Source organism: Olleya marilimosa CAM030, from assembly GCF_000518485.1.
In the GTDB taxonomy this organism is placed as follows: domain Bacteria; phylum Bacteroidota; class Bacteroidia; order Flavobacteriales; family Flavobacteriaceae; genus Olleya; species Olleya marilimosa.
Genome location: NZ_JADR01000001.1, coordinates 81,571 through 107,556 on the forward strand (window position 1 = coordinate 81,571; position 25,986 = coordinate 107,556).

At 33.2% G+C, this 25,986-nt stretch carries 24 protein-coding genes and 1 tRNA gene; 4 read left to right on the forward strand and 21 right to left on the reverse strand.

Annotation, left to right across the window (positions count from 1 at the left end; translation table 11 throughout):
* Positions 1 to 11: 11 nt before the first annotated feature.
* From dapB to udk, 10 genes are all read right to left on the reverse strand, one after another.
* The gene (gene dapB / locus M890_RS0100415; protein ID WP_028281631.1) at positions 12 to 722 is read right to left on the reverse strand and encodes a 4-hydroxy-tetrahydrodipicolinate reductase; all 711 of its coding nucleotides are present in this window, start codon (positions 720 to 722) and stop codon (positions 12 to 14) included.
* 13 nt (positions 723 to 735) lie between these two features.
* Positions 736 to 1,377 (reverse strand): DUF5683 domain-containing protein, encoded by a 642-nt coding sequence (locus M890_RS0100420; RefSeq protein WP_028281632.1) that lies wholly within the window; start codon positions 1,375 to 1,377, stop codon positions 736 to 738.
* Positions 1,367 to 2,275, reverse strand: coding sequence for a ParB/RepB/Spo0J family partition protein (locus M890_RS0100425; protein WP_028281633.1), 909 nt, complete (start codon positions 2,273 to 2,275; stop codon positions 1,367 to 1,369). The genes M890_RS0100420 and M890_RS0100425 overlap by 11 nt, the downstream gene beginning before the upstream one ends.
* A gap of 3 nt (positions 2,276 to 2,278) precedes the next feature.
* Positions 2,279 to 3,043: a ParA family protein gene (locus M890_RS0100430; protein ID WP_028281634.1), complete on the reverse strand. Its 765-nt coding sequence runs from the start codon at positions 3,041 to 3,043 to the stop codon at positions 2,279 to 2,281.
* 306 nt (positions 3,044 to 3,349) lie between these two features.
* The gene (locus M890_RS0100435) at positions 3,350 to 3,598 is read right to left on the reverse strand and encodes a hypothetical protein (RefSeq protein WP_028281635.1); all 249 of its coding nucleotides are present in this window, start codon (positions 3,596 to 3,598) and stop codon (positions 3,350 to 3,352) included.
* 347 nt (positions 3,599 to 3,945) lie between these two features.
* The gene (scpA, locus tag M890_RS0100445; protein WP_028281636.1) at positions 3,946 to 6,069 is read right to left on the reverse strand and encodes a methylmalonyl-CoA mutase; all 2,124 of its coding nucleotides are present in this window, start codon (positions 6,067 to 6,069) and stop codon (positions 3,946 to 3,948) included.
* Positions 6,070 to 6,124: 55 nt separating this feature from the next.
* Positions 6,125 to 6,808, reverse strand: a complete 684-nt coding sequence (locus tag M890_RS0100450; protein WP_028281637.1) for a hypothetical protein — start codon at positions 6,806 to 6,808, stop codon at positions 6,125 to 6,127.
* A gap of 14 nt (positions 6,809 to 6,822) precedes the next feature.
* Positions 6,823 to 8,145, reverse strand: coding sequence for a methylmalonyl-CoA mutase subunit beta (locus M890_RS0100455; RefSeq protein ID WP_028281638.1), 1,323 nt, complete (start codon positions 8,143 to 8,145; stop codon positions 6,823 to 6,825).
* Positions 8,138 to 8,437 (reverse strand): FtsB family cell division protein, encoded by a 300-nt coding sequence (locus M890_RS0100460; RefSeq protein WP_036596978.1) that lies wholly within the window; start codon positions 8,435 to 8,437, stop codon positions 8,138 to 8,140. Before M890_RS0100460 ends, M890_RS0100455 begins: the two co-directional genes overlap by 8 nt.
* 8 nt (positions 8,438 to 8,445) lie before the next feature.
* Positions 8,446 to 9,054: a uridine kinase gene (udk, locus tag M890_RS0100465; protein WP_028281640.1), complete on the reverse strand. Its 609-nt coding sequence runs from the start codon at positions 9,052 to 9,054 to the stop codon at positions 8,446 to 8,448.
* A 322-nt stretch (positions 9,055 to 9,376) separates the two neighbouring features.
* On the opposite strand from udk, the gene M890_RS0100470 reads away from it, so the two are divergent.
* From M890_RS0100470 to M890_RS0100480, 3 genes are all read left to right on the forward strand, one after another.
* Positions 9,377 to 9,451, forward strand: a tRNA-Pro gene (locus tag M890_RS0100470).
* 254 nt (positions 9,452 to 9,705) lie between these two features.
* Positions 9,706 to 10,971 (forward strand): site-specific integrase, encoded by a 1,266-nt coding sequence (locus M890_RS0100475; protein WP_025743357.1) that lies wholly within the window; start codon positions 9,706 to 9,708, stop codon positions 10,969 to 10,971.
* Between the two features lie 21 nt (positions 10,972 to 10,992).
* The gene (locus M890_RS0100480) at positions 10,993 to 11,514 is read left to right on the forward strand and encodes an ORF6N domain-containing protein (protein ID WP_025743358.1); all 522 of its coding nucleotides are present in this window, start codon (positions 10,993 to 10,995) and stop codon (positions 11,512 to 11,514) included.
* A gap of 53 nt (positions 11,515 to 11,567) precedes the next feature.
* On the opposite strand, the gene M890_RS0100485 is transcribed toward M890_RS0100480, so the two are convergent.
* The 8 genes from M890_RS0100485 to M890_RS16570 form a co-directional block, all read right to left on the reverse strand.
* Positions 11,568 to 12,434: a cation diffusion facilitator family transporter gene (locus tag M890_RS0100485; RefSeq protein WP_025743359.1), complete on the reverse strand. Its 867-nt coding sequence runs from the start codon at positions 12,432 to 12,434 to the stop codon at positions 11,568 to 11,570.
* An 84-nt stretch (positions 12,435 to 12,518) separates the two neighbouring features.
* Positions 12,519 to 13,319 (reverse strand): DUF4138 domain-containing protein, encoded by an 801-nt coding sequence (locus M890_RS0100490; protein WP_027126729.1) that lies wholly within the window; start codon positions 13,317 to 13,319, stop codon positions 12,519 to 12,521.
* Between the two features lie 13 nt (positions 13,320 to 13,332).
* Positions 13,333 to 14,307 carry a conjugative transposon protein TraM gene (gene traM, locus M890_RS0100495; protein ID WP_025743361.1) on the reverse strand — a complete coding sequence of 325 codons (975 nt, stop codon included), beginning with the start codon at positions 14,305 to 14,307 and terminating at the stop codon, positions 13,333 to 13,335.
* Positions 14,288 to 14,914, reverse strand: coding sequence for a conjugal transfer protein TraK (locus M890_RS0100500; protein ID WP_025743362.1), 627 nt, complete (start codon positions 14,912 to 14,914; stop codon positions 14,288 to 14,290). The genes traM and M890_RS0100500 overlap by 20 nt, the downstream gene beginning before the upstream one ends.
* Positions 14,915 to 14,935: 21 nt before the next feature.
* Complete coding sequence (locus tag M890_RS0100505) at positions 14,936 to 15,775, reverse strand: hypothetical protein (protein ID WP_036596982.1); 840 nt, start codon at positions 15,773 to 15,775, stop codon at positions 14,936 to 14,938.
* Positions 15,775 to 16,332 (reverse strand): conjugal transfer protein, encoded by a 558-nt coding sequence (locus M890_RS0100510; protein WP_394331857.1) that lies wholly within the window; start codon positions 16,330 to 16,332, stop codon positions 15,775 to 15,777. Before M890_RS0100510 ends, M890_RS0100505 begins: the two co-directional genes overlap by 1 nt.
* A 35-nt stretch (positions 16,333 to 16,367) precedes the next feature.
* Entirely contained in the window at positions 16,368 to 18,770 is a 2,403-nt protein-coding gene (locus M890_RS0100515; protein WP_028281643.1) for a TraG family conjugative transposon ATPase, read from the reverse strand.
* 270 nt (positions 18,771 to 19,040) lie between these two features.
* On the reverse strand, positions 19,041 to 19,328 hold the full coding sequence (locus M890_RS16570) for a hypothetical protein (protein ID WP_025743366.1): 288 nt from the start codon (positions 19,326 to 19,328) through the stop codon (positions 19,041 to 19,043).
* Positions 19,329 to 19,494: 166 nt separating this feature from the next.
* Here M890_RS16570 and M890_RS0100525 point away from each other — a divergent pair, with 166 nt between their 5' ends.
* A complete protein-coding gene (locus M890_RS0100525; RefSeq protein WP_035479736.1) occupies positions 19,495 to 20,160 on the forward strand; it encodes an N-acetylmuramoyl-L-alanine amidase family protein in 666 nt (221 codons plus the stop codon).
* Positions 20,161 to 20,232: 72 nt separating this feature from the next.
* On the opposite strand, the gene M890_RS0100530 is transcribed toward M890_RS0100525, so the two are convergent.
* Genes M890_RS0100530 through M890_RS0100540 form a run of 3 tightly spaced genes read right to left on the reverse strand, consistent with a single transcriptional unit; the run spans position 20,233 to position 25,889 of the window.
* Complete coding sequence (locus M890_RS0100530; protein WP_027126734.1) at positions 20,233 to 21,942, reverse strand: hypothetical protein; 1,710 nt, start codon at positions 21,940 to 21,942, stop codon at positions 20,233 to 20,235.
* Positions 21,943 to 22,002: 60 nt separating this feature from the next.
* Positions 22,003 to 23,778 carry an ATP-dependent helicase gene (locus M890_RS0100535; protein ID WP_027126735.1) on the reverse strand — a complete coding sequence of 592 codons (1,776 nt, stop codon included), beginning with the start codon at positions 23,776 to 23,778 and terminating at the stop codon, positions 22,003 to 22,005.
* Entirely contained in the window at positions 23,775 to 25,889 is a 2,115-nt protein-coding gene (locus tag M890_RS0100540; protein ID WP_027126736.1) for an ATP-dependent nuclease, read from the reverse strand. The genes M890_RS0100535 and M890_RS0100540 overlap by 4 nt, the downstream gene beginning before the upstream one ends.
* Positions 25,890 to 25,986: the final 97 nt, after the last annotated feature.

Below are 25,986 nucleotides of genomic sequence, written 5' to 3' on the forward strand. Positions count from 1 at the left end.
TATTAAAATTATTAAAGTGACCCAATATTTAACACATCTTTCATAGTAAATACACCACTTTTATCTATAATCCATTCTGCAGCTATCACAGCACCTAAAGCAAAACCTTGTCTGTTATGTGCTTCGTGTTCAATTTTTATGGTATCTATTGGACTAGTGTAGCTAATAATATGTGTTCCAGGTACATCTGTTATACGTTTTGCTTCTATAGCAATGGTTTTAGCGTCCTTAGCTTTATCAAGTTCCCAATTGTTGTAAGCCTTATTGTTTTGTATGATACCTTCGGCTAAAGTAATAGCTGTTCCGCTTGGTGCATCCAGTTTTTGTGTGTGATGAATTTCTTCAATATCTACTTTGTAATCTTCCAATTTAGCCATCATTTTGGCCAAGTATTGATTAAGTTCAAAAAAAATGTTTACTCCTAAACTAAAGTTTGAAGCATAAATAAAAGCTCCTTTTTGTTTTTCGCAAAGCGAAACAATAGCGTTGTATTTTTCTAACCATCCAGTAGTTCCGGATATAACAGGAACATTGTGGTTTAAACAATTGCTAATATTATTATATGCAGCTGATGGTACACTAAAGTCAATTGCAACATCTGCAGTGGTAATATCGTAATCTTTATCTTGAGATGTTTTTATTACTATGGTGTGTCCACGTTGTAATGCAATAGCTTCTATTGCTTTTCCCATTCTCCCATAGCCTAGTAAAGCGATTTTCATGAAATAGTTTTTTTTAAAATTGAAAATTTAAAGATAGACCAACGCGTCCAACGTTGTCAAATTCTTCAATTTTATAATGAGGTCTTAAACTTAAGTCATTACTAATGTTATATTGCAGCAAGTGTGCGTCAACATTGGCATCAATAATATTTAAAGCGTATAAGCCAAAGGTTACTAATAAAGATAGTTCTTTATTTCTTCTATAACCTTTTTGTGCTTCACGTAAACCATCATCTGTTAGTCTGTTCTGGAACTCGTCGTCGCTAAAACCTGCTAAACGTCTTTTGTAAGCATCTCTAACACGATTGTACTGCTTATTGTTATCTAAATAAAAATATACACCTGTTCCTATTGCAGCATATACGATAGGAATTTTCCAATATTTTTTATTGTATGCTTGACCTAAACCAGGTAAAATAGCTGAATAAAAAGCAGCTTTAGAAGGAGCCAATGGGTCATACTCTTTAACTTGTTTTAAGACAGTAGAGTCTATTATGACAGCTTTTTCTTTTTTACTTTTCTTCTTTGTTTTTAATACTTTGGTATCAGGTAGGTTTTCTATTTCTACTTTCGTAGAATCCGAGCCTTCTTGTGCAAAAGATAGTGCACAAATAAAACAGCATATAATAACAAGTATGTGTGACTTATTTATCACCTTCAACTAACTTTTTAATACGATTAAAATCTTCTTCAGAATGAAACGGAATGGTTATTTTCCCTTTTCCGTTACTAGCTACTTTAACGTCAATTTTATGACCAAAGTATTCTGAAAATGCTGCAACCCCTTTTTTAACATATTTTGGTAATTCTTCTGCTTCTTTTTTAACAGGCGTCTTTACTTCGTTAGTTGTATTGTAGTTTCGTACTAAGGTTTCAGTGTCCCTTACAGATAATTTATTACTTAATATTTTTTCGTAAATCTCTAACTGAATATTTTGGTCTTCAATATTTATAATTGCACGACCATGTCCCATGGATAAAAATCCATCCCTCATTCCGGTTTGGATGATTGGATCTAGTTTTAATAAACGTAAATAGTTAGCAATAGTACTACGCTTTTTACCAACACGTTCGCTCATTTGCTCTTGTGTTAATTGTATTTCGTCAATTAAACGTTGGTAGCTTAAAGCAATCTCAATTGGGTCTAAATCTTGGCGTTGTATGTTTTCAACCAATGCCATTTCTAGGCTTTCTTGGTCGTTTGCTATTCTAATGTAAGCAGGAACTGTTTCTAATCCTATTAATTTTGAAGCACGAAAACGACGCTCTCCAGAAACTAATTGGTAGCTTTCAAAACCTAATTTTCTTACAGTAATAGGTTGTATGATACCTAACTCTTTAATAGAAGATGCTAATTCACGTAAAGCTTCTTCGTTAAAATTTGTTCTAGGCTGAAATGGATTCATTTCAATAAAGTCTAAATCTAACTCGACTATATTACCTATTACTTTGTCTGCGTTTTTATCTTTTGCAGATTGTATATCGTTTTCTGGATCTTTTAGTAATGCTGAAAGTCCACGTCCTAAAGCCTGTTTTTTGGTTGCCTTCGCCATAAATTAGGAGTTTTTTGTGATAATTTCTTTAGCTAAACTTAAATAGTTACTTGCACCTTTACTAGAAGCATCATAATTTATAATGCTTTCTCCATAACTTGGTGCTTCACTTAGTTTAACGTTACGTTGTATAATGGTTTTAAAAACCATGTCATTAAAATGTTTTTGGACCTCTTCCACCACTTGATTAGATAAACGTAAACGCGAATCGTACATGGTTAACAACAAGCCTTCAATATCTAATTCTGGATTGTGTATTTTTTGAACACTTTTTACTGTATTTAATAATTTACCTAAACCTTCCAGTGCAAAATATTCGCATTGGATTGGTATAATTACAGCGTCTGCAGCTGTTAAAGCGTTAAGGGTTAAAAGACCCAATGATGGTGCGCAATCAATAAGGATGTAGTCATAATCATCCTTAATCTCTGCTAATGCTTTTTTAAGCATATATTCTCTCTGATCCTTATCCACTAATTCAATCTCAATAGCGACTAGGTCAATATGAGCTGGAATAATATCAAGATTTGGTGTTTCAGTTTTAACAATAGCTTCTCTTGCAGAGTTTGTGTGTTCTAATAATTGATAGGTACCAATGTCTACATTTTCAACATTTATTCCTAAACCAGACGTTGCATTAGCTTGTGGATCTGCATCAATTAAAAGCACTTTTTTTTCTAAAACACCTAAAGATGCAGCTAAGTTAACAGAGGTTGTTGTTTTACCAACACCACCTTTTTGATTGGCAATTGCTATTATTTTACCCATTAATTTAAATTGGTTTTAATTGAAATTTAGCTTTTAACTAAAGCTAAAAGTCCAGCGTAAAAATACAATTATTTATGAGGAAATGAAATGTTAGTTGTTAACACTTAATCAAACTTTAAAACTAACAGTTGTATCTACTATAATACTTGTTCTTTTTAAAGTTTTAAATTGAAGATATAGAGTGGCTTAGCGCTTTAGTAGCTTTTTATTTTTTGGATAAGACACAATTAAACTTATGTATATTTATCTTTATATTGTATTACGCTAAGATAACTTTATAAAGTTTAAATATTTATTATTTGGTTGTTAGTCAACTTTTAAAAAATCTTTAATTTTAGTATAATAATCTTCGCCATAATATTTTAAGAATTTTCCGTCTGGTTTAATAATAATGAAGGCTGAACACATTTCGCGTTCAGTAAAAATATTATTTGAGAAGAAACCAGAATCCATGATGAAATTCTTTTTCATGTTTATTTGATCTAATAAATAAGCATCTTTAGTAAATATAAAAAAGTCCGATAAACCTTGACCTTTTGAAATTTTAGAAGACATTTTTAAATTAAATTTAAACTTTTTAAATAATTTGATCCATTTTCATACATGGAAATGCAGTTATTTGCTTGTTGTCTAAAATGGATTAAAACAGCGTTTTGTGGTGAAATTTGATATGGTAATTCTTGCTCTATTTTTTTACGTATGACTTCATATTCGTTACTTTCAATTTGGCCATAATACTCTTTTACATGACGCTTGTACTCACTATTAAAAGTTGTATTTATGTTATTAGTTGAAATAACAGAAGCACGCTTATTGCCAGTAACATTACTAATTCAACATGAAATTATTAAAACTAACGTGAATATGGCTAAACAGGAATTTTTTAAAAGACTCATATTATTTTAATCGATTAAAATTTCTAAAATTTTAATCGCAGCTTCGCTAATCTTAGTACCAGGTCCAAAAACAGCAACAGCTCCAGCATCAAATAAATATTGGTAATCTTGTTTAGGTATAACACCGCCTACAATTACCATAATATCTTCGCGACCATAATTTTTAAGTGCTTCAATAACTTGAGGTACTAAAGTTTTATGTCCAGCAGCTAATGATGATACACCAAGTATATGTACATCATTTTCTACTGCTTGTTTAGCTGCTTCCTGTGGTGTTTGAAATAAAGGTCCAATATCCACATCAAAGCCAACGTCTGCATAGCCAGTAGCAACCACTTTAGCACCACGATCATGACCATCTTGTCCCATTTTTGCAATCATAATACGAGGTCTACGACCATCTTGCTCTGCAAATTGATCTGCTAGTGCTTTTGCTTTTGCAAAAGATTTGTCGTCTTTAATTTCTTTACTATACACGCCTGAAAAAGATTTAATTTGTGCTTTATAACGTCCAAAAACAGCTTCTAATGCGTCACTTATTTCGCCTAAAGTAGCGCGTTCTCTGGCTGCTATTACTGCTAAAGCTAATAAATTTTCTTCACCTGTTTTTGCAGCTTCGGTTAAATTTGCTAACGCTTTGGTAACTTTAGCAGTATTTCTCTCGGCTTTAATTTTTTCTAAACCCTCAATTTGTTGTAGACGTACAGTTTGATTATCTACTTCTAAGGTTGTAATAGCATCCTCTTCTTCTAAAACATATTTATTAACACCTACAATTATGTCTTGACCTGAGTCAATACGTGCTTGTTTACGTGCTGCAGCTTCTTCAATACGAAGTTTAGGTATACCAGCTTCAATAGCTTTTGTCATACCTCCAAGTGCTTCGACTTCTTCAATTAAAGACCATGCTTTTTCTGTAATATCATGAGTTAGTTTTTCTACATAATAACTTCCAGCCCAAGGATCTACTGTTTTTGTAATATTAGTTTCTTCTTGTAAAAATATTTGAGTGTTTCGTGCAATACGTGCCGAAAAATCTGTTGGTAAAGCTATAGCTTCATCCAAAGCATTGGTGTGTAAACTTTGCGTCCCACCAAATGCAGCTGCAGCAGCTTCAATAGTTGTACGTGCTACGTTATTAAATGGATCTTGCTCTGTTAAACTCCAACCACTTGTTTGACAATGTGTACGTAAGGCTAAACTTTTTTCGTTTTTAGGATTAAATTGACTGACTAGTTTTGCCCAAAGCATACGTGCTGCACGCATTTTTGCTATTTCCATAAAATGGTTCATGCCTATTGCCCAGAAAAATGATAGTCTTGGTGCAAAAGTGTCTATATCCATTCCAGCAGCTAAGCCTTTTCTAATATATTCTAAACCATCTGCTAATGTGTAAGCTAACTCAATATCACAAGTAGCACCTGCTTCTTGCATGTGGTATCCTGATATACTTATACTATTAAATTTTGGCATATTTTTGCTGGTGTATTCAAAAATATCCGAAATAATTTTCATTGATGGTGTAGGAGGGTAGATGTACGTGTTACGTACCATAAACTCTTTTAAAATATCGTTTTGTATGGTTCCTGCTAACAACTCTGGCTTAACGCCTTGCTCTTCTGCAGCAACAATATAAAATGCCATGATTGGTAATACTGCACCATTCATAGTCATAGAAACCGACATTTTGTCTAGCGGAATCTGGTCAAATAAAACCTTCATATCCTCAACGGAGTCTATTGCAACTCCTGCTTTACCAACGTCACCAACAACACGTTCGTGATCGGAATCATAACCTCTATGTGTGGCTAAGTCAAAAGCTACGGATAGTCCTTTTTGACCAGCTTCTAAATTTCGTCTATAAAATGCATTGCTTTCTTCTGCAGTACTAAAACCAGCATACTGACGTATGGTCCATGGTCTTCTAACATACATTGTACTGTAAGGTCCACGAAGGTTTGGTGCTAATCCAGCAACAAAATCTAAATGATTAACCTCATTCAAATCATCTTTAGTATATTTTGATTTAACAGGTATATCTTCAGCAGTTAAAAAAGGGATATTAGCTAAAGGCTTATCGCTTTTATTATCTGTTTTTAATTGTATATGTTGAAGGTCTTTTCTTGACATATTTGACACTGTTTATTGGATTTGCACTATTATATTAAATCATTTACAATGATTTTTAATCGTGGTCATGACCAGTATGATCAACTTCCTTTGTACTTTTTGCAGGAGCAGTTATTGGTCTTTTATTAAAATCTACTGGTTGATCCTTAGGTTGATTTACTGTTAGGTCCAATGTTGTAAAATCAATAGAATTAAATTTTGAAAAATAAAGCTCCAAAGCTACTATTGTTGCTAAATTAGTATCTCTAGAGTAGGAGGTGTTGCTTCTTAAAGGAGCAGCAAATATTTGAGAGTCCATACTATTAGTGCTTATCAAAGCATTTAAGGTTTGTTGTAAACCTTTATCCTTCATGTTGTCTATAATACATTTTACAACCGTATTATTATAATTTAATTGGTTGTTATTCCATAAATCTTGTTTAGATTTTAATACATCATAAACTGCTTTTGAGTGTGGAGTTATGGTTTCTTCTAAGGCAATTCTGTTTGAAATAAAATTGCTAATGTAGGCTCTGTATGCTCTTAACTTGTTTTTGTTTTTAGAATCGTATTTATTAACGATATCTTCCTCAAATGTATAAAGCGCTTCTTTTAATAAGTTGTCATAGCCAGAATTACAAGTTATAGTTTCTGGAAGGCTTTCGTATTTATATTCAGCTAGTTTTACCTCAGTTTTTTTACAACTAACATTTAAAGTTATAATCAATACTAATACTATTTTAAAAATACGTGTGTTCATAATTAAATAATAATTTATTCTGTTTTTAATCTGTTTTGTTCTAATGTTTCGGCTAATCTTTTTTCTATTATAGGAATAATTAGAGTTTTTCTTGGATTGGTTTTTAAAAACGGAAATAACTCTAATTCATCTTTCATTCTGTCATTTTTATTAGGATGCTTATTTGTTCCTAATAATGTGATTTTTCCACTGTCAAACAATTCTTGTTCTTTGTTAGCACTTTCTTTTATTTTTTTCTGAATTGTGCCTTCTTTTAACTGAGCAAGAAAACCTCCATTGGCTTCAATATCTTTAAAAAGAACTAATGCTTTTTCTGCTAGTTGAGATGTTAATGTCTCAATGTAATAACTTCCATCTGAAGCATTGTTAACCGCATCAAAATAGCTTTCGTTTTTTAAAATTAATAATTGGTTACGTGCAATGCGTTCTCCAAACTCGTTGTCTTTATGGTAGATTGCATCATATGGTAAGTTAAAAACAGTGTTGGCTCCACCTAATATAGCACTCATACACTCCGTAGTAGTACGTAACATATTGGTGTTATAATCGTAAATAGTTTTATTACGTTTAGTTGGTATTACATTAACAAATAGTTGCGCTTGACAATCATACTCTAAAGCTAAAGTATTATACAAAGCACGTAAAGCTCTAAGTTTAGCGATTTCAAAAAAGTAATTAGTGCCTACAGCTATGTTAAAATGCACAACTTCTAAATTTGTACTATTATTAGAGTTGTCGTTAAAATACTCATTTAAATGTGCTAATCCATAAGCCAGTTGTTGTACGATTGAAGCGCCAGCATTTTGGTAAGTTGTGGTGTTAACAGTAATTTGACTTGATAAAACCAAGTTGTTATTAGTGGTTTCAAACCAATTTCCGGTGGTTGCTAAATGTCCTACGGGATCTACTAATACTTGTATTGTAGATGAAATTGTGTTTAAATTGTTAATATATTCTGAATCTGAAAAAAGTAATTCAAACTGAATGTTAGTTGTATTAACATCAATATTATCTAATGTATTTACTGCTGAAATATCTTTATTCGGAATAATAAACTTGATAGTTTCTGCACCTCTTTCAATTGCATCTAAAGCTTTAATGTTAGATGCTTTTTCATTTTGAACAAAAATAATTTGACCGACCGACCATTGTTGTGGTTGTAATTTTATTGTCTCTACCATTTCATCTTGATGATAAAATGGGCGCACATCTATACCTTCGGTCGTTTTCCAAATAAGTGTATCGTTGTAATCAGCACCTTTAAGATCAACCTGAATTTTTTGTTTCCAAGCTTTAGAGGATACTTTTTCAAATGCCGAAAAAAGTGATTTAGTCATTGTTTTTGGTCTTTAAACTGTCTTCATATTCGATGATATAAATATCTTCGTTTTCTTTTTTCATATAATATTTTTCTCTTGCAAAAGTCTCTAAGCCATCTTCAGTACTTAATTTTTTTATAGCTTTTTTATCTTTAGCAATTTCTTTTTTATAGTACTCTTTTTCGTCTTCCAGTTTGTTAAATTCTTGGTTGACTTCATGATGACTAATTAATGAATTGGTGTCAAAAAAAATCATCCATACACAAAAACTGATAAGGATAATGATATATATGTTTTTGTACCACTTCATTATAAATATTATTGTAGTTTTTCGTTAATTATAGTTTTAACAATATCCACAGCGACAGTGTTATATTTGTTGTTTGGTATTATTATATCAGCATACTCCATCATAGGTTGGATAAATTGCTGGTGCATTGGTTTTAACGTGTTTTGATAACGAGCTAAAACTTCGTCAATATCTCTTCCGCGTTCAGAAATATCTCGCTTTAATCTTCTAATTAATCGCTCATCACTATCGGCATGAACAAATATTTTAATGTCAAACATCTCTCTTAATTCAGGATGTGTTAATATCAAAATACCTTCTACTATCATTACTTTTCTGGGTTTTGTTTTGATAGTATCACCTGTCCTATTGTGCTTTACAAAAGAATATACAGGTTGTTCAATAATTTGCCCATCTTTTAATTCTTTAAGGTGTTGTTCTAATAAATCAAAATCTATTGATCTTGGATGGTCAAAGTTAATTTTTATTCGTTCGTCATAGGATAAATGACTTGTGTCTTTATAATACGAATCTTGAGAAATTATCCCAACTTCGCCTTCAGGCAATTGATTTAAAATTTGATTAACAACGGTTGTTTTTCCACAACCAGTACCACCTGCAATTCCAATTATAAGCATATTCTTGTATTAAATCTTAGAGGACAAATTTAATAATTCTAAGTTATCTAATTGTCATTTTTATAACGTATTAATTGTCAAATTTAAAATGAACCTAACTTAGTACTAATTATGGTTATTTAATGAACAAATATGAATTTGTGTTTGATTTATTATGTTAAAATTAAAATTAAAAATAAAGTGTAATGTTTTGGTCTTTAATAGTTTTTAAGTGTTGTAGCAGGCTTTTTTAAAATTTAATTGAAATTTTAGTTTTAGTTTAAAGAAAAGATATATATTTGCACCTCCAAAAAGTAGTCCTTTTAGGAAATGATAATCAATTCGGGGTGTAGCGTAGCCCGGTTATCGCGCCACGTTTGGGACGTGGAGGCCGCAGGTTCGAATCCTGCCACCCCGACAAATTATAGTATCAATCTATAACAAAAACCTGTTAATCGTATGATTTTCAGGTTTTTCTGTTTTTAAGAATATCATAAGAATTGATATGTTTTGATTAAAAATGTCAACAAATCGGATAACAAATTAAAATTTCAAAAAGTGTTGACCAGATTTATGACCAACGGTCTGCTAATCAATAAATAAATGTATCTTTATAAGTGATTTGACTTTCGTCTGATAACAACGAATTATTGTTAACTAAAAGACGAAATAATGAAAACATCTACCACCTTCAGTATTTTGTTCTGGGCGGACTTCTCCAGGGCAAAAAATGACCAAGCATCTATTTACGCAAGAATTACGGTAAATGGCAAGCGAGCTACCATCAGTCTAAAACGAAAAGTTTTAGTGTCTGATTGGGATGTCCATAAAAACAGAGCTCGGGGAACAAATCAGAAATCAAGAATTCTAAACAGTTATTTAGATGAAACTTACAATCATCTGTTTAAATGTTATCGCGATTTAATGAATGAGCATAAATTGATTACCGCACAGGTCGTTAAGGCTCGATATTTCGGTAATGACGAAAATAATCGTTCCATTACAGATATTATCAATTACCATAATGAAGATATGGTAAACAAATTAAAGTGGGGAACACAAAAAAATTATTACACTACACAGAGTTATATCTCCAAATTTTTATCGAAATCCTATAAGACCACAGACCTTTATTTACGGGAACTTGATTATCACTTTATCATAAAGTTTGAGAAATATCTCCGGGACTACATACCAGAAGACCATCAAAAGCCAATGGGCAACAATACCGTAATGAAGCATATCGAGCGTTTTAGAAAGATGATAAATTTATCGTTTAAATTGGGTTGGATTCAACGCGACCCATTTATCAATTTCAAATCTAAATTCATTAAAAACGAAAGAGGCTTTTTAAGTCTCGAAGAGCTTCAAGAGATAGAAAATAAACAATTTAGCATTCCAAGATTGGAATTGGTAAAGGATTTGTTTGTTTTTAGTTGCTATACCAGTTTAAGTTATATCGATGTCATCCATTTAACTGCGGATAATATCTGTATTGGCATCGATGGCGAACTTTGGATTTATTACAAACGGGAAAAGACGACAAAGCCCATACGAATACCTTTGTTGCCAAAGGCGATGCAAATTGTTGAAAAATACAAGAGCAACCGTAAATCAATATCACAAGGAAGTATATTTCCTAAAATCTCAAATCAAAAACTAAATTCTTATTTAAAGGAAATTGCTGATGTTTGTGGTATTAAAAAGAACCTTACTTTCCACATTGCCCGACATACATTTGCTACAACGGTTACATTAAGTAATGGTATGCCCATTGAGACGGTTTCAAAATTGTTGGGTCACTCCCGAATATCTACAACCCAAATTTATGCTAAAGTCATTGAACGTAAAGTAAGTGATGATATGCAAAAATTAAGGGCTCAATTCAATGAGATAGAAAATGAATCTATCTCTAAAGTGGTTTCTCAAAATTCATAATTCCAGTTAATTAAAAATACAATGGAACTATCTATAATAAAAAATAAAATCCATAATATTCAAGGAAACAAAGTTATTCTTGATTTTGACCTTGCTGAACTCTATGAAGTAGAAACTAGAGTACTAAAACAAGCGGTTAGACGTAATCTTAAACGTTTCCCCGATGATTTTATGTTTCAGCTTTCAAAAGATGAGTGGAAAGAGGTTATCACAAATTGTGACAACCTTCCAGAGAACATTAAATTTAGTCCTGCCACTCCGTTTGCCTTTACCGAACAGGGCGTGGCAATGCTTTCTAGCGTACTTAACAGCGACAAGGCCATTGACGTAAATATATCTATTATGCGTGCATTTGTAGCGTTACGGCAGCATCTTACAGATTATAGCAACCTTAAAGAACATATAGCCCAACTTGAAAAAGAAATGAATATCAAATTTAAGGACATTCATCAGGCTTTGAATTATTTACTGCAAAAGGACAAGGTACAGATTGAACAGCATAACAGGGAACGAATTGGTTTTAAAACGGATAGGAAAGATTAGTAACTTTTCTTTGCTTATCAGAATAGACAATTTTTATGAATATATTGCTTTTATTAATTCGGTTCAATATGAATTAGTATGTGTCCTAAATTCGGTATTTCTTTTTGTAAATGGTCTTTTAACTTATGAGCAATGTCGTGACCAGATTTTACCGAAATTTCATTATTCACAATTGCGTGTAAATCCACGTGGAATTTCATTCCGGATTTTCTAATAAAACATTTCTCTGTTCCTAAAACACCTTGAACTTCTGTTGATTTTTCTCTAATTTCAATTATCAGTTCGTCATAAAGTTGTTCGTCCATAACTTCTCCTAAAGCTGGACGTAATATTAAATAACTATTATATAAAATGAATCCAGAAGCGAATAAGGCAGCCCAATCATCTGCTGTTTCATAACCTTTTCCATATATGATTGCTATCGAAATACCGATAAAGGCCATTACCGAAGTTATGGCATCACTTCTATGATGCCAAGCATCTGCTTTTAATGATGAACTATTTGTTTGTTTACTTTTTTTAATTACAATTTGAAATGAGATTTCTTTCCAAGCTATTATTAGACCTAGCACAATCAAAGTCCAAGATTTCGGGATTTTATGAGGTGTTTGAATGTTTTGAATACTTTCATAGGCGATTATTGTGGCAGAAACAACAAGGAATGTAACAACTCCAAAGGTAATTAATGGCTCAATTTTGCCGTGTCCATAGGGATGATTTTCGTCCGCTGGTCGTTTTGCATATTTAAAACCTAATAAAACTAAAAATGAAGCAAAAATATCCGTTGTCGATTCAATCGCATCTGCAATTAAAGCATAAGAATTTCCAAAAAATCCCGCAAGTCCTTTAATTAAGGCTAAAGCAGTATTCCCAATTATGCTGAAATAAGTTGTTCGTATTGCGGTTTGTTCGTTATTCATTCTAATTTTAGTTGTCAATAAATTTGTTATATTTATAACAAAGATACTTTTTTAATCACAAAAAAAAGAGGTGATAAACACCTCTTAAATTTTGGTTTCCAAAATCATTTTTCTGCTCCCTTTTAGCTCCTTCAGCTCCAGCATTAACTTTTCGTTGTCGCCTAAAACAAACTTTGGAACTACATACACAAAGCATTGACTTTCTCCATCAGTAATGGAATATGGCATTTTGTGTTTGTAAATAACTTCTTGTTGTAATCTTTGGTAAGAGGCTTTACGCTTTTTGTTTCCGTTGGTTCTATAAACTTTAATGTAGTCAATTTCAAAATCGATTCCAGACCTGTTCTTGACCTCTATAACCAAATACACTTCAGAAGCATCATACGCTATTTTTTGTAATTGGACTTTAATTCCTTTTTTGCGTTTGGTTTCAATACGCTCAAAGTTGGATTTTAATAAATACTCGCTGAATTTTTGAAAATGTGTTATTCTATTTGCATATTCGTTCAACGGTTTAACTTCTGGCTTCTGCTTAATCTTTTCCGGAAGTTCACTGCCAATGCTTTCATTTTCATTGATAAAATAATTCAGTTCTGGAAGTTTTTCAGAATATTTCAAAATATAAGAATAAACGCGACCATCACTTGTAACGGTCAATAGGTTGCTTTCTGTTCCAGGCTTCGCCTGTAACAAACCGAAATACTGCTCTTTCTCACGATTATAGGTGAATACAAAATTGGAAGCTCCTGTAATTCCTTGTCGAATAGGGTTTGGAAAAAACAGGGCAACGTTTTTCTGGTCGTTGGCGTAAATAGTGTCAAGGGGTTGCTGTGCTGAAATTGACATTGAACAAATCAATAACAGTAATGTGATATATGTTTTCATAAGAGTGAGTTTATTAATTGCCCATTATGGGCTTTCCTTGATATTTTGTTTTAGGAAGTCTTAAAATGAGTTTGTAATTATCGGTTATCGTAACCTTTACGTTTTTATGGTTACGTTGGAATATTTTCTTGAAACCGCTTACTTGCGGAACACCAGTAATATTAATGTCGTCCACCATATCGCCAACAATTTCATTGGTAACTTCTGCTCTAAAACTGTTTTCAACATAAATGCCTTCGCTACCATCCTGAAAATCATAGGCTTTCAATTTTACTGGTTGATGATTGATATTCTCAATGTCTATGATGGTGCGATTGGGTTTAAAATTGACAAATCCATAAATAGGCGTATTCTTGGAATAGCGTTGTCCATAAATGGTAGCATCTTTTATCAACCGCATTTGTAAGCGATAATTGGTTTTAACTGTTTGTGTGCCATCTACTCGTACATAAATGAAATCATCGGTATTTTTTGAATTCAAATCCTCATTTTCAATAGGATGCGAAGCAAAAAAGAGTTGATGCTCCAAAGCACGTTCTTTGGCTTCCACGTTCGTTTCTTGCTCTTCAATAGCATCCGTTGTGTCTTTTTCCTTCTTAACAGGTGGTTTTGGTGGATAGTATCTTGGATTAATATTTTCAAACGTTCTATCTGAATATCGAATCTGCCCTTGTTGGTAAATGCTATCTACCATCTGCATTTTTTTCTTGTCCAATAAATCAGGGTCATATACGCCTGTGGAATCCAACAGCCGTTCATCATAAATGCTGGGTGCGTTGGTTTCCCTAACTTCCTTTAAGTCGTTTAGGGCATCCAATTTGGAATCGTATTCCTTTTGGTCGTCTTCCAGTTCCGGTACAGGAATCTGGTTGTTCTCAATGGTCGGTTCTTCGTCCTCGCCCAATATAAGCATTGCATAGCCACCTATAAAAAGCAGGATGCATACCAACACGATGGCAAAGACTATTTTATTTTTTTCTACTTTCATAATTTTCTAATTTTCGTAATGTGCTTTCAAAAAAGTTGGTAATTAGCAGTCCGTGGGTATTGTTTGGAAAGTTTCTATCTACGTGAATCAAATTTCCAATAGTGGTCAACTCATAAGTATCTGTGATAGTACCTCTATTGATTTCAAAAATGGTTTTCGTTTCAAACTTGTAGGGTTCGTTTTGAATATCAACTTTGGATTCGATATTCAATACTTTTTGAACCAACGAGTATTGCAACAAACGGTTATAAACTCCATCGGCTTTTTTCTGTCGGTACAGAGCATCTACAGAACTATTACCCAACCAAAGGGCTTTCTCCAAGTTCTTTTCGTAATTGCTGGCATCAATGTTATAGAAATAAGTGTGAAACAACTCCAATTGTGCCAAGACTTCTACTTTTAAATTTTCTTGTTGAGATACCAGTTTCAAGGGAATAACACTTCCGTCCGAATTGACTACAAAAGCATTATTAACTGTTTCTTTATGCAGCTTTATGACCATCAAAACGGAAATGACGCACGTGAGCACAGCTCCAATAACGACGGTCAATACTATAAAGCGATTGAGCTTTAAGATGTTGTAAATATTCTTATATGGTGTTTTCATCTGTAAATTATTATTGCTTTATCAGCCTATAAAGAGTTTAAAAGTGAACGAGGTCGCTCGTTTATATAATTTGAATTTCAGCAATACAATAAATCCGATAGACCCTAACTGTAAAAGCGGTGCGAAAAAATTACTCCCCCAATCCGTACCAAATAAGTCGCTCCAGAAATTTGTATTGATTTCGGTATAAAGATTATTCACGAAAACATTGACCAGAAAGAAGGCAGGAACTAACATATATACGCCAGCGTAAAGCTTAAAAAAGTTGTATGCCAACGACCTGAACTTTTCAAAAACCGCCAAGCTGATGACCAAAGGGAAAAAGGCTTGCATTATGCCCAGCAAAAAGAATCGTTCTGCAAGGAATAAGGGGTAAATAAACAAATCCAATAGCCAGAGAAATATTCCGGCAATAAAGGATAGTATTTTTAAGCCGTATAAAGGTGTTACTAATGCTTCATAAAGCATTGCCATTGCTTTTTTGGTGGCATCCCAAGCACTTACATCCTGTTCGATGTCAATATCTTGCATCTGTAAAGGAAGAAGTGCGGGTGCCGTGTCCCGATATTGGTTTTCAATGGCCACCAAAATGGTGTCGAAAACACTTAATACCTGTGTGGAAAAAATGACTAAAATCACTATTGCAAAGTTTTTGGCCAGTTCCGCAGGGGTCAATCCCCACGTATAACCCTCATTATTGGCTACACCTTCATTGTACTTTTTTAGGATGTTGATGAGAAAAAACAAGAGGGCGAGTGTCTTCATTCCTACAATAGTGTATTGTGAGAAATCACTATTTTTTATCGTTTGAAAAATAGTGTCCACAAACTCTAACCCTATGCCTAAAAAAATACCTGACATTAGTAATCGGTTTCTCGGTTATTGATTTTGTACTGCATTTCTCGAAATTGAATAATCTCTCGATAGCGTCTGGTTTTTGCCTCAATTTCCGCTACCATTTCCTTGGATTCCAGCTCTTTTTCTTTAAGGACTTCGGCACGTTCGGCATCGGTCATTTTCAGATTGTCGCTGGACAATATTTGGTCGATATATTCCATACCAGCCATAGAGTTCTGAAGGATGGCATCAAAGGAATCTGAAATGCGTGTAACTTCATTTGGTTTAATAAAAGGGGAATTGAGGATTTCCCTCAAATCATCCTGTACAACATCAAACAATCGTTGGTTGTTTCTTGCCAGTTCCCTGACTGCTTGAAGTTGTTTGATGACATTGTTTACCTTATCGATATTCTCTTTTTGGGTTTTAAGGAATTTTACCGTCTTCATTAAATTGGCGGTTTGTTTACCTGATTCCAATAATGATTTTATAAAAGAGATAAAGTTTGTGTTGTCATACACAGGCATCCCCTGGGCCGAAGCCTTACTTCCAATTAGCACTACAAATAGTGCGGATAACATTAGATTTCTGATAGTGTGTCTCATAATTTTTATTTTTAAGAATTAATAAATATTTTAATGGCTTTCTCCATATTTTGGTATTCTTCAAAATGTTTCATAATGTCTTCGTTTTCTTTGCCATCCGTGAGGTAAGCAGCAAAGACTTCGGGCGGTACTTCCAATCGGAAAATGTTGCTTTCCTTTCCGATTTTGATGAACATTTCGGTATATTTTCGTGTTCCTGTAAGGTTGTTACGAATGGATTTTAACTGGTTTAAATCGTGACTGGTAAGGTTGAGCCTGTTTTTTAATTCGGCATAGCCTTTTTCATTACGAAGGCTGTAAATTACTTGGGTGTTTTCAAGAATACTCGCCGATGTGGAATTGTTGGGCAATTGGTTAATGGATTGCAGTATAATCCCAATCGCTCCATTTTGTTTTCTAATGGCTTGATAATAGAATTCTACACTTTCGAGTACATTTCCAAATTTGAGCTGTTTGGCAAACTCGTCGAATAGGATGATTCCCCTCTCGGCTTTATTTCTCCAAATGGTTCTTTGAATGGCAGATTTAATCAGCTTCAACATTACGGAAAGGATTTCCTTATTGTCCTTTACTTCATCAAGTTCAAAAACAATCAGTCTTTTATCCTCAATTTTATAGGTCTGGTCTTCACTTACATTGAACAGGAAGCTGTACAAGCCATCATCCACATATTCAGAGAGAATGTGCAGAAAATCGTAGATGTTGAAATGTTGCTCTTGAATATGTAGTTCTTCTAAAAAGGTGTCTTTTTTTGTATCAACGAACTGGTATAAATTTTCCAAAGAATGTGTACCACCCACATTTTGTAGATAGTAGTACCGAAGTACTTTTTTGACCGCCACTTCTTCAGCTTTAGTCGTTGCTTTGCCCGAAGCCAAGAGCTCTAAAAGGAAGATTGCCAAATCTTCCAATCGCTCTGGTGTCAAATCATTGACATCAGAGATATAGAATGGATTGATACCCAAATTTTTTCCCTGTTCATAGCGAAGGATGATATGGTCGTCTGGATAGAGCTTGGCAAATTTTGAATATGAACCACCTAAATCAATAATGACCAATCGAACATTTTGTTCAAAATATTGGCGTAGAATATTGTTTGCCAAAAAAGATTTTCCCTCTCCAGTAGGTGCGAAAATGGCAAAGTTCCTTGCCTTGATGCGTTTCTTCTTTTCATCCCAGACATCTTTAAGTACAGGAATGTTATGTTGTCTGTCATTAAAGATGACACCTGTGGCATCTGACTGATAGTTGGTATTGTTAATGTACAGGCAAAGAGCGTGTTTTAAATCGGTTACGTATAAATCCTCATTAGAAAAATTGGAAGTAAAACAGCAATATGAGTTTAAGAAATATTGCTTGCGTTCTTCGCCTTTTGGATAATAAGGCACTATATCCAATTCTTTGAATTCGGTTTTTATTTTGGAAGCAATTCTTTCTAATTGTGCTTCATCTTTATCCCAGAATATAATATTTAGATGACCCCTAATAATTCTTGAACTATCGTCCTCATTGATTTTGGTAACAATGTCTTCAATCTTCTTTAAGATGACTTTGTTCTGTGTTCCAAAATTGGAACTCTTTTTGAGTTCTTCAATTTTCTTGTCCAACAGCTTTCGCCATTTGTGCTTATCATCCAAATAAATGATTTGGTTGACAATATGATTTTCATTGAGATTCAACCCTAATCCGTCAATAAATCCTTGGTGGAATACAAAGTCGTCCGAAGTAAATTTATCATTGGTCTTGCTACTCTGAACCACATCGCCATAACACAATTCGCTATTGATGGCCAGCACATCAAAATGATGGTCGCCAATTTCAATATTCGCTTTTTTCAATAGAATGTCGGTATCAAATCCTTCGTTGAATCCATTAAAATAAGCATTGGTCAATGACAAGACTTTATCGATACCCAAAGGTATCAATGACACTTTCCGGCTGTTATTTACAAAGGAAACGGCATCGTTAACAGAAGCAATAAATTCCTGAACGTTATGGTCCATTTGCTTATGAATACCCTTTTCGACCTTGCGGAATGGGTTGGTAAACTTCGGTGCGTTCAAAGCTTTGTTGTGCGGAAGTATAAAGAATAGGTAAGAAGAATGTTTAATGAATTCCCGACCTTTAAAATAATCGTGTGTGGCACGTTGCAAAAAGCTTTTGTTCGGAAGTTCTTCCGCCAAATATTCAGCTTTCTGATAGATGTCCTGTTTGTGGATAACCGTGGCAATAGGCAATGATTTAAACGCTTGAAACCACGAACCGTGAATATCCTCAAAATCTTTTTCCGCGAGGGAATAGATTTCAGGATTGTCCACTTGATAGCCCAATACCACATTGCCGTTATTAGCGAACACGATATGGTCTTGAATATCCAAAATAGGATGATATGCCGATAGGTTAATTTTCTTCATAGTACAGACGACTTCCTTTTTTGTTACTAATTGTTTGTGGGAATACCTTTTTGATGTGCATCAATGCAGGGTTTTTGGTAATGTGAGTCAATACGATATACAGTGCACCGTTCAATAGAAATACTGAAATGATAACAGTAAAGCTGAACGAAAAGATGATGAACAGCAATGAACCGATAACAACGGTCATCATTAAAGCGAACAATGATATGGGCAGACCCATAATCACGGCTCGCTTGCGTATGTTTTTATAGACCTCGAATCGTTTCATTACACTACGATGCTAATGAGGTACGTAAAGATGCCCACGACTGCTCCCGCAATCAATACAAAGACCAGTACGCGGGTAATCCCTTTTTTTAAATCGGCATTTTCGCCAAAGAAATGTCCAGCATTAAATAGGAATCCAATTAAAAAGATAACGCCCAAAATAATGGGGAAAATGGTTCGGATAGTATCAGAAACATCGTTTACGGAATCTTCGATACCTCCAATTTGTGCAAAAGTTGTACTTGAAATAAGTAATGATAAGATGGTTACATAATGTGATTTTTTCATAATCAAAGTGATTTAGATTTTACGTCAATTTTGATATTTGAAAAATAGTGTATATTGCAATACAAAGAACTGATAATCAGTAAATTGTGAATAAAATAAGTTTTGATGTCAATTGTTTTTATTTGATGCGAATTGGTATCAAATTTTATGAAAATTGAAAAGTGCGATGTTGATAACTCTAAAATTTTGGAAGTGGGTAACGCCCAAAAACGTCAGTTTTGTGATTTTGATGCTACAATTCTGTGTGATTTTCGGTCAACAAAAAGTCATTATCATCGACCCTGGACACGGTGGAAAAGATACTGGTGCAATCGGTACAAATAGTATTCAAGAAAAGGATGTATCGTTAAGTATTGCCAAAGAGATTATAAGGCTAAATGAAACCCTCTTAAATAACGAGTTTGATATGTATTCGACCAGATATATGGACACTTTAATTTCTTTATCCGATAGAAGTCGATTAGCTGAAAGCTTAAAGGCTGATGTGTTTGTATCGTTACATTGCAATGCCTCTAACACATCGGCAAAAGGAATGGACATTTACGTGCATAATACCAACGATGAAGAAGTACTTATAAAGAAATCTATCGGAATGGGATTGTCCATTTTGGAAGAAAGCACTCTGAAATTGGACTTTAAAAAACGAGCAGTTCGATTCGCAAATTTTCAAGTGCTACGTGAAAATATCGAAATTCGCCCTGCTATACTCATCGAAATGGGCTTTATTTCGAGCACCGATGAAGCAGATTATTTTTTAAAGCCCAAAAATATAAGAGCAATGGCATTGGCCATTTTAATGGGATTGTATAACTATTTAAATGTTGGGTTATGAAGGAAATATTTATGGAAATTGTAAAAAGCATTAGAAAGATTATTATAACTATCTTCAAAGAGATAATTAAAACTAAAAATCCTCAATCCTAAATTTTAGTTTTTTGTCAAAATATAACTTGTCAAAATAATTTTGTAGGGTTGGGTCAGTAAAAACAACATATTCACTTTCACATATTTCTTTGAAGTTCTTTGGGTCTTTTAGGAACATAGCACATACATCCAATTCATCATTGGTTATTAATCTTCCGTGTAGTAATTCTCTATGCTCCAAAAAGTTAAAAATCTTTCTGGATGGATTACTGAAACTATTGTAAAGCACTTTCAAAAAAGTTTCTAAATCATCGACATATATTGACCAAGGGTAAGGGTCTTCATTATTTTTCCTTTTAAGCATTAATCCTAAATCGGTTTGTATGGAAGCAAATCTTTCTGAAGTAACTACAATGCAAAAAATCTCGTGAATTTCATTCGTGATAATTACCTCCGATTTATTTTTCAAGCTAACAATAACCTTTTCATTGTTTAACAATTCCTGTTCAACCTGATAGCATTGGTCATAACCTTTTTGAATACAGTCGTTAAAGTCAGATTTAATTCTTTGGTATGCTTGTTCCGTAACCCTTCGTGGTTCTCTATATCTTGAAGCCTTACATTCAATGATATAGGCGTTATTATCCACAAGGATTAATATATCTTTTTCTTCTGGCTCGTTGTTTATGTAATAGTTGGTGAAAATTTTAATCCTTTTTGATTTTTTGAAGAATTTTTTAAATATATCCAAAGTATGGCTTTCCAAAACAACTTTTCCTCTACGGAAATTTACTTGTTCTTTTTCCTTTTTTGTTTGAGTAAGCGTGGTATAAAGTAAATCATATAGAGCTGAAGGCAATTGTTTTTGATATACGTTTAAATACTGATTATCACTAATTCTTATAATCGGTTTATTTTCTAAAGGATTTTGTTGGGAATAAAATAAATTACTATGATTATCTTTAATATCAATTGAAAATAAGCCACAGAAAATATCAATATGTTTTTCTTCAAAAGAGAGGTGAAAATCTTGTTTGGCAAAAAGTAAACATTGGTGGGGTTTCTCAAAAAAATTCAAAAAACTTTCTTGGGTCTCATTCGAAAGTTCTAACAGCTTATCTGTAAACTCATTCTCTGCTAATAATCCATTTGCAGATTGTCGAGCCAGTTTGTCAAAGCCTTTGTCTAAAATAAATGACTTTGAATTTATTGACTTTGCACGATAAATTAATTCAGAATGATTGCATAAATTAATTAAGGTTTTTAAATCGATTTCTAATCTTTCCTGTATTTTATCTTGATAAGGTTTAAACATCCTAATAACCTTATTTACCTCTTGTTCTCTATAATTTAATATTCCGTTTTGAAAGTAATTTTTGAATGCTAATTCGTGAACAAGTAATTTTTGTCTTTTATCAGAAATCTCATCAAATTCATTTCCCTCATAATTTTCTGATAAATAGAAACTAACTATCTCTAAAAGAATGTCAGCAACTTGCTGAAGTACTAAATCATTTTTTTCTGAATAATGAAGTTCTTCCTTGCCTGCCAATGGTGTAGAGAGTCTTAACATTATCAGATATAAAGAATCTTTTAATTTTGACTTGAATTTTTTTGAAAATCCAATATTGCTTCTTTCTGGATGGTGTCTAATAAAATCAGCAAAAAAACATACAAAGCTCTCTTTTGTATAACGAGAGATTATTTTTTGAATTTCTAATGATTTTTTCTCTAAATCTATTTTCTTCATTTTATCCTAAAAACACTATCCTTAATTTTTCAAATCGTTACAAATGGATTACAACATTTTTTATATTTCATCAAATTCAAAATTAAGATTTTGCAATTCTGGGGTAATCTCTAACGGGTTTCCTTTTTTGGTTTGTCTGCCAGTTTCTGATATCAAGTGTAAATTGGTTTTGGCTCTTGAACAGATAACATAAAGTAGTTTTTTTGAAGCGGCAACAGGGTCTCCAGTAAAAATGTCATTCCAATGTGGGATATACCCATTTAGCAAACCATAAGCAATAACGGTTTCAAATTCTTCTCCTTTAACACCAACGCAAGTATTGATGACGACGCCTGACATTTCTCTATAAAAACTCATAAATGATGCTATGTCACTTGGAACTTGAAACGTTGGGTCTTCAAGACGGCTCTTTATTACATCGAAAAAGGTCTTCCTATTTATAAGAAGTTGTGCGTAAATAGTTTGGTCAATCCCAACAGCCTCTAAAAACTGGTCAAAACAATCATTAAGATAATCGATACCTTCAGTTTCATTGGATGTTATCGAGTTAATCAATTTCAATACATTTCGCTCTGTTTGATATTGTTCGCTGAATTCAGTATTGGTATGTTCTTTAAAGTTTTCAATTACTTCAGAACACCATTTGTATCGCAATGAATATATTTTTGGTTGTGGCTGCGTTAAGAACAACCTCGATAACTTATACCAAATGTTATTTCGATTTTTTGACATTGGTGCTAAACCTGAAGCATCAAAATTTACATCTGGTAGTTTAGCTCTCAACTGTTTTGTGATAGTAGTTATTAACCACCATTGCGGAACCAATACGCATATTTCATCTTCTGGAATTCCATTATCTAAACTATGCTCTATAAGTCGTCCAATTTCATCTACTAAATATCCTTTGTCAATGGTGTTATTGTACGTTATTATACTATCAACGTCTTTATTAGTACCAATAGCTTCAATTTTAATTGGGTTTGTCTGGAATATAGAGTAAAAGTCGATAATTCTTTGTGTGGACCTATAATTTCCAGAAAGCGTAAGTTGCTCAATAGGTAAAGTGTTTAACTCTTCCTGTATTTCTTCCAAACTTTTGGCAATGCCACCCAAAGATGCATAAATTGCTTGGTCTGTATCTCCTACTAAAAATAGATTTGAGCTACCTTCCCCAGTTGTTACAATCGACGAAATAATTGCGTAAAGCAAATCTTGCGTGTCTTGATATTCATCAACACATATAAGGCTAAAAATGTTCGATAACGTTTTTTTTATTTTAGGATGCTTGGTTAAGAGTTTGTATGAATAGTATAGTAGAAGCTCAAAATCAATTAACTTCTCTGTTTGTAGCCTTTCGTGATAATCCTTAAGGACTCTTTTTTGAATTGTTTTTGGTTCGGCAAATGTGCCGTCCCTATTGAATCTGAAATTAATCGGGTCAATAGGTTTTAACTTATGCTTTTCTTTAAGTTCACTTATGATATCCGAGGCATAAGTTTCATCGGCAATTAAATAGCCGTTTTCAAGTTCAGGTAAATAACAGGAATAGGGTTTTATAATCCATTCGAGACAAAATGAATGCAAAGTGCCAGACCAAACCCGATTACTATTAATTCCCATTGCGTTTAATCTGCGATATATTTCTTCGGAAGCCCTTACGGTAAAAGTTAGAGCGACAATCCTTTGTTTACTGTTTACATCAATATTTTTTAGAGCATAAGCGAGTTTATGAATAATCACTCGTGTTTTTCCACTTCCTGGGCAAGCTGTAAGAAGTACATTTCCATCTTTAACAACGGCATCTTTTTGTTGGTCGCTTAAAGTATCTAAAATCATATAAACGATAAAAATTTAGTAAATTGGTCATTAGGAAAGTTGGCTATATAGTCATCAATAACCTGTTGGTCTTCTTTATCCTTAAAACTAATTTTTGTTGCTACATCGTAATAACTATCATTTTTACTACGACTAATTTTTCGTAACCTGTATTTAGCGGTTTTAGCTTTAGAGGCATTATTTAAATGCGAAGATGCAAAAGCAACGGCTTTCAAAATATATTCAGGAATATAAGTATTGTAAACTAAATTATCTGCAACAACCAACGCCAGCCAACCTTTGCCTTTTTTATCAGCCAATCGTAAAACTTCTACACCTGCAATCGAAACTGATTTTTCTTCTAACTTTTTCTTTGAAGAATCAATAGCTGCTTGTTGTTTGAAAATTTCAGGAAGTGATTGTACGTATTCGTGGCTATTCCCATTCAAAAGGAAATCAACTTCAAAGGTGTATTTAGAGTAAAAAGGAATCAAGAAGTCGTTTTTGTCACAAAATTTATCCAATTCCTTTTTTCTTTCAGCTCCACTAATTTGCGATGCCCTACAATGTTTTTCATAAGCAGAATCATCAACTTCATTTGCAGGTAAATTGACAATACTGGCATCCAAGTCAGTTAGTATGGCACAGTTTTTCTGAATTCTATCCTTATGGAAAAGCCTTGCAACATTTTTAAAACCTGTACTTCCAATGTTTACGAGACTTATCCCAATTTCATCGAGCGAAATTCCAAAGACTTTTTTAAACATTTGAGGAATGAGAATCTGTTCTGCATCGCCTTCAACCAAAACAACGCCTTTCGCGAAAAGCAAGTTGCTTCTTATGGCGTCCAAGTACCTTTCGGCTCTTGTTATATAATCATCATCAAGATTGTTAGATGGTTGATATACCAAAGTCTGCATATTTCCTCGGCTTAAAATATTTACTGAACTTATTCGGCTTACAGATGAAATGTGAGTAGAATGCGTTGAAATAATAACCTGTGTTTTATTGGTTTGCACATTATCAAAAAGGGTTTTTTGAATATGCGTATGAATATGTGCTTCTGGTTCTTCTATTAAAAGAAAATTTGCAATTCTATCCGTTCTGATTTTTTCATACTCCAATAGCTTTAGTGATAGGTAAATCATATTTGCACCTCCCAAACTCAACTCCCATATTTTACCCATATAACCTTCTTCATCTGGGTCGCCAACCCATAGTTTGAGTGATTGCAGTAGTTTTTCCATATCATTTGGAAGTTCTGATTTGACATCTATATTAGGGCCGTAAGTAGTACCCACAGCTTCCTTAATACTTTTGTCAATTCCATCTTTCACATCCTTTACTTCTTTGAGAGAACTAATTTGGTCGTTAAGTTTGTTAACGCTATCAATGATGTCCGTTTGTTTTGAAACTTCAATAGTTTTTTCCTTTCCTCGTAATAAATTAATCAATGGATTAGTAGAATAGGAACGTAAGTCGCTTTCGACATCTCGAAGTGCTTTAATGAACGTACAAGAAACCTCGTTGTGCACACTTATTTCCCTCGGCAGAAACGTTCCAAAAATCAATTCTTCTTTATCATCTGGGTTTGGGAATTCAACAGCATCAAAATCGCCAACATACTTTTTATAGGTAGTGTCATCACTAAAATCTCCAGAGCCTCTGCATAAGTAAGACGTTTCATAATCATCAATCGTAAGTTTATCAAAAAAAAGCTGAAGCCCTGCTACACTTTTACCTGCGGTTTGTGAATAATCATATAATTCTTTTCTAAACTGATATTTTGGTCTAAAGTACACCGAGTAACTTCCAGTCTTTTTGCTGCCTTCCATATCTCCCGAAGATTGTACTGCCAGTACCTGTGCTTCTTCACTCGCATCCAGTTCGTCAAAAGTAACCGATAAAATTATCCAATGTCCAGCCCATTTACCCAGACCTCGGTTAAAGTCAGACTCATTAAATCTTATATATCTTGGAAGTTTATCATCAATTAAAACTCGTAAAGCAAAAAAGAGATTGGTTTTACCTGAACCGTTTTCTCCTAAAATAGTATTTATACCTTTTTTAAAAATGAATTTTGATTTATAGAAATTTCTAAAATTCCTAATGGATAGTGAACTTATATGCATAATAATTATTTTGAAACAATAAAAAAGCCAATGATTTCCCATTAGCTTTTTAAACATTAATATTTTAAGCGTAATCGCCTATAAATATACTGAAATG

Coding starts and splice junctions, on each gene's coding strand:
- udk (WP_028281640.1), bottom strand. CDS start 9,054: ATGCTTATAATTGGAATTGCAGGTGGTACTGGTTGTGGAAAAACAACC.
- traM (WP_025743361.1), bottom strand. CDS start 14,307: ATGAAAGTAGAAAAAAATAAAATAGTCTTTGCCATCGTGTTGGTATGC.
- M890_RS0100425 (WP_028281633.1), bottom strand. CDS start 2,275: ATGGCGAAGGCAACCAAAAAACAGGCTTTAGGACGTGGACTTTCAGCA.
- M890_RS0100540 (WP_027126736.1), bottom strand. CDS start 25,889: ATGCATATAAGTTCACTATCCATTAGGAATTTTAGAAATTTCTATAAA.
- M890_RS0100530 (WP_027126734.1), bottom strand. CDS start 21,942: ATGAAGAAAATAGATTTAGAGAAAAAATCATTAGAAATTCAAAAAATA.
- M890_RS0100500 (WP_025743362.1), bottom strand. CDS start 14,914: ATGAAAACACCATATAAGAATATTTACAACATCTTAAAGCTCAATCGC.
- M890_RS0100510 (WP_394331857.1), bottom strand. CDS start 16,332: ATGTTATCCGCACTATTTGTAGTGCTAATTGGAAGTAAGGCTTCGGCC.
- M890_RS0100505 (WP_036596982.1), bottom strand. CDS start 15,775: ATGTCAGGTATTTTTTTAGGCATAGGGTTAGAGTTTGTGGACACTATT.
- M890_RS0100525 (WP_035479736.1), top strand. CDS start 19,495: ATGTTGATAACTCTAAAATTTTGGAAGTGGGTAACGCCCAAAAACGTC.
- M890_RS0100535 (WP_027126735.1), bottom strand. CDS start 23,778: ATGATTTTAGATACTTTAAGCGACCAACAAAAAGATGCCGTTGTTAAA.
- M890_RS0100450 (WP_028281637.1), bottom strand. CDS start 6,808: ATGAACACACGTATTTTTAAAATAGTATTAGTATTGATTATAACTTTA.
- M890_RS0100430 (WP_028281634.1), bottom strand. CDS start 3,043: ATGGGTAAAATAATAGCAATTGCCAATCAAAAAGGTGGTGTTGGTAAA.
- dapB (WP_028281631.1), bottom strand. CDS start 722: ATGAAAATCGCTTTACTAGGCTATGGGAGAATGGGAAAAGCAATAGAA.
- M890_RS16570 (WP_025743366.1), bottom strand. CDS start 19,328: ATGAAAAAATCACATTATGTAACCATCTTATCATTACTTATTTCAAGT.
- M890_RS0100515 (WP_028281643.1), bottom strand. CDS start 18,770: ATGAAGAAAATTAACCTATCGGCATATCATCCTATTTTGGATATTCAA.
- M890_RS0100475 (WP_025743357.1), top strand. CDS start 9,706: ATGAAAACATCTACCACCTTCAGTATTTTGTTCTGGGCGGACTTCTCC.
- M890_RS0100460 (WP_036596978.1), bottom strand. CDS start 8,437: ATGAAGTGGTACAAAAACATATATATCATTATCCTTATCAGTTTTTGT.
- M890_RS0100485 (WP_025743359.1), bottom strand. CDS start 12,434: ATGAATAACGAACAAACCGCAATACGAACAACTTATTTCAGCATAATT.
- scpA (WP_028281636.1), bottom strand. CDS start 6,069: ATGTCAAGAAAAGACCTTCAACATATACAATTAAAAACAGATAATAAA.
- M890_RS0100490 (WP_027126729.1), bottom strand. CDS start 13,319: ATGAAAACATATATCACATTACTGTTATTGATTTGTTCAATGTCAATT.
- M890_RS0100480 (WP_025743358.1), top strand. CDS start 10,993: ATGGAACTATCTATAATAAAAAATAAAATCCATAATATTCAAGGAAAC.
- M890_RS0100455 (WP_028281638.1), bottom strand. CDS start 8,145: ATGACTAAATCACTTTTTTCGGCATTTGAAAAAGTATCCTCTAAAGCT.
- M890_RS0100435 (WP_028281635.1), bottom strand. CDS start 3,598: ATGTCTTCTAAAATTTCAAAAGGTCAAGGTTTATCGGACTTTTTTATA.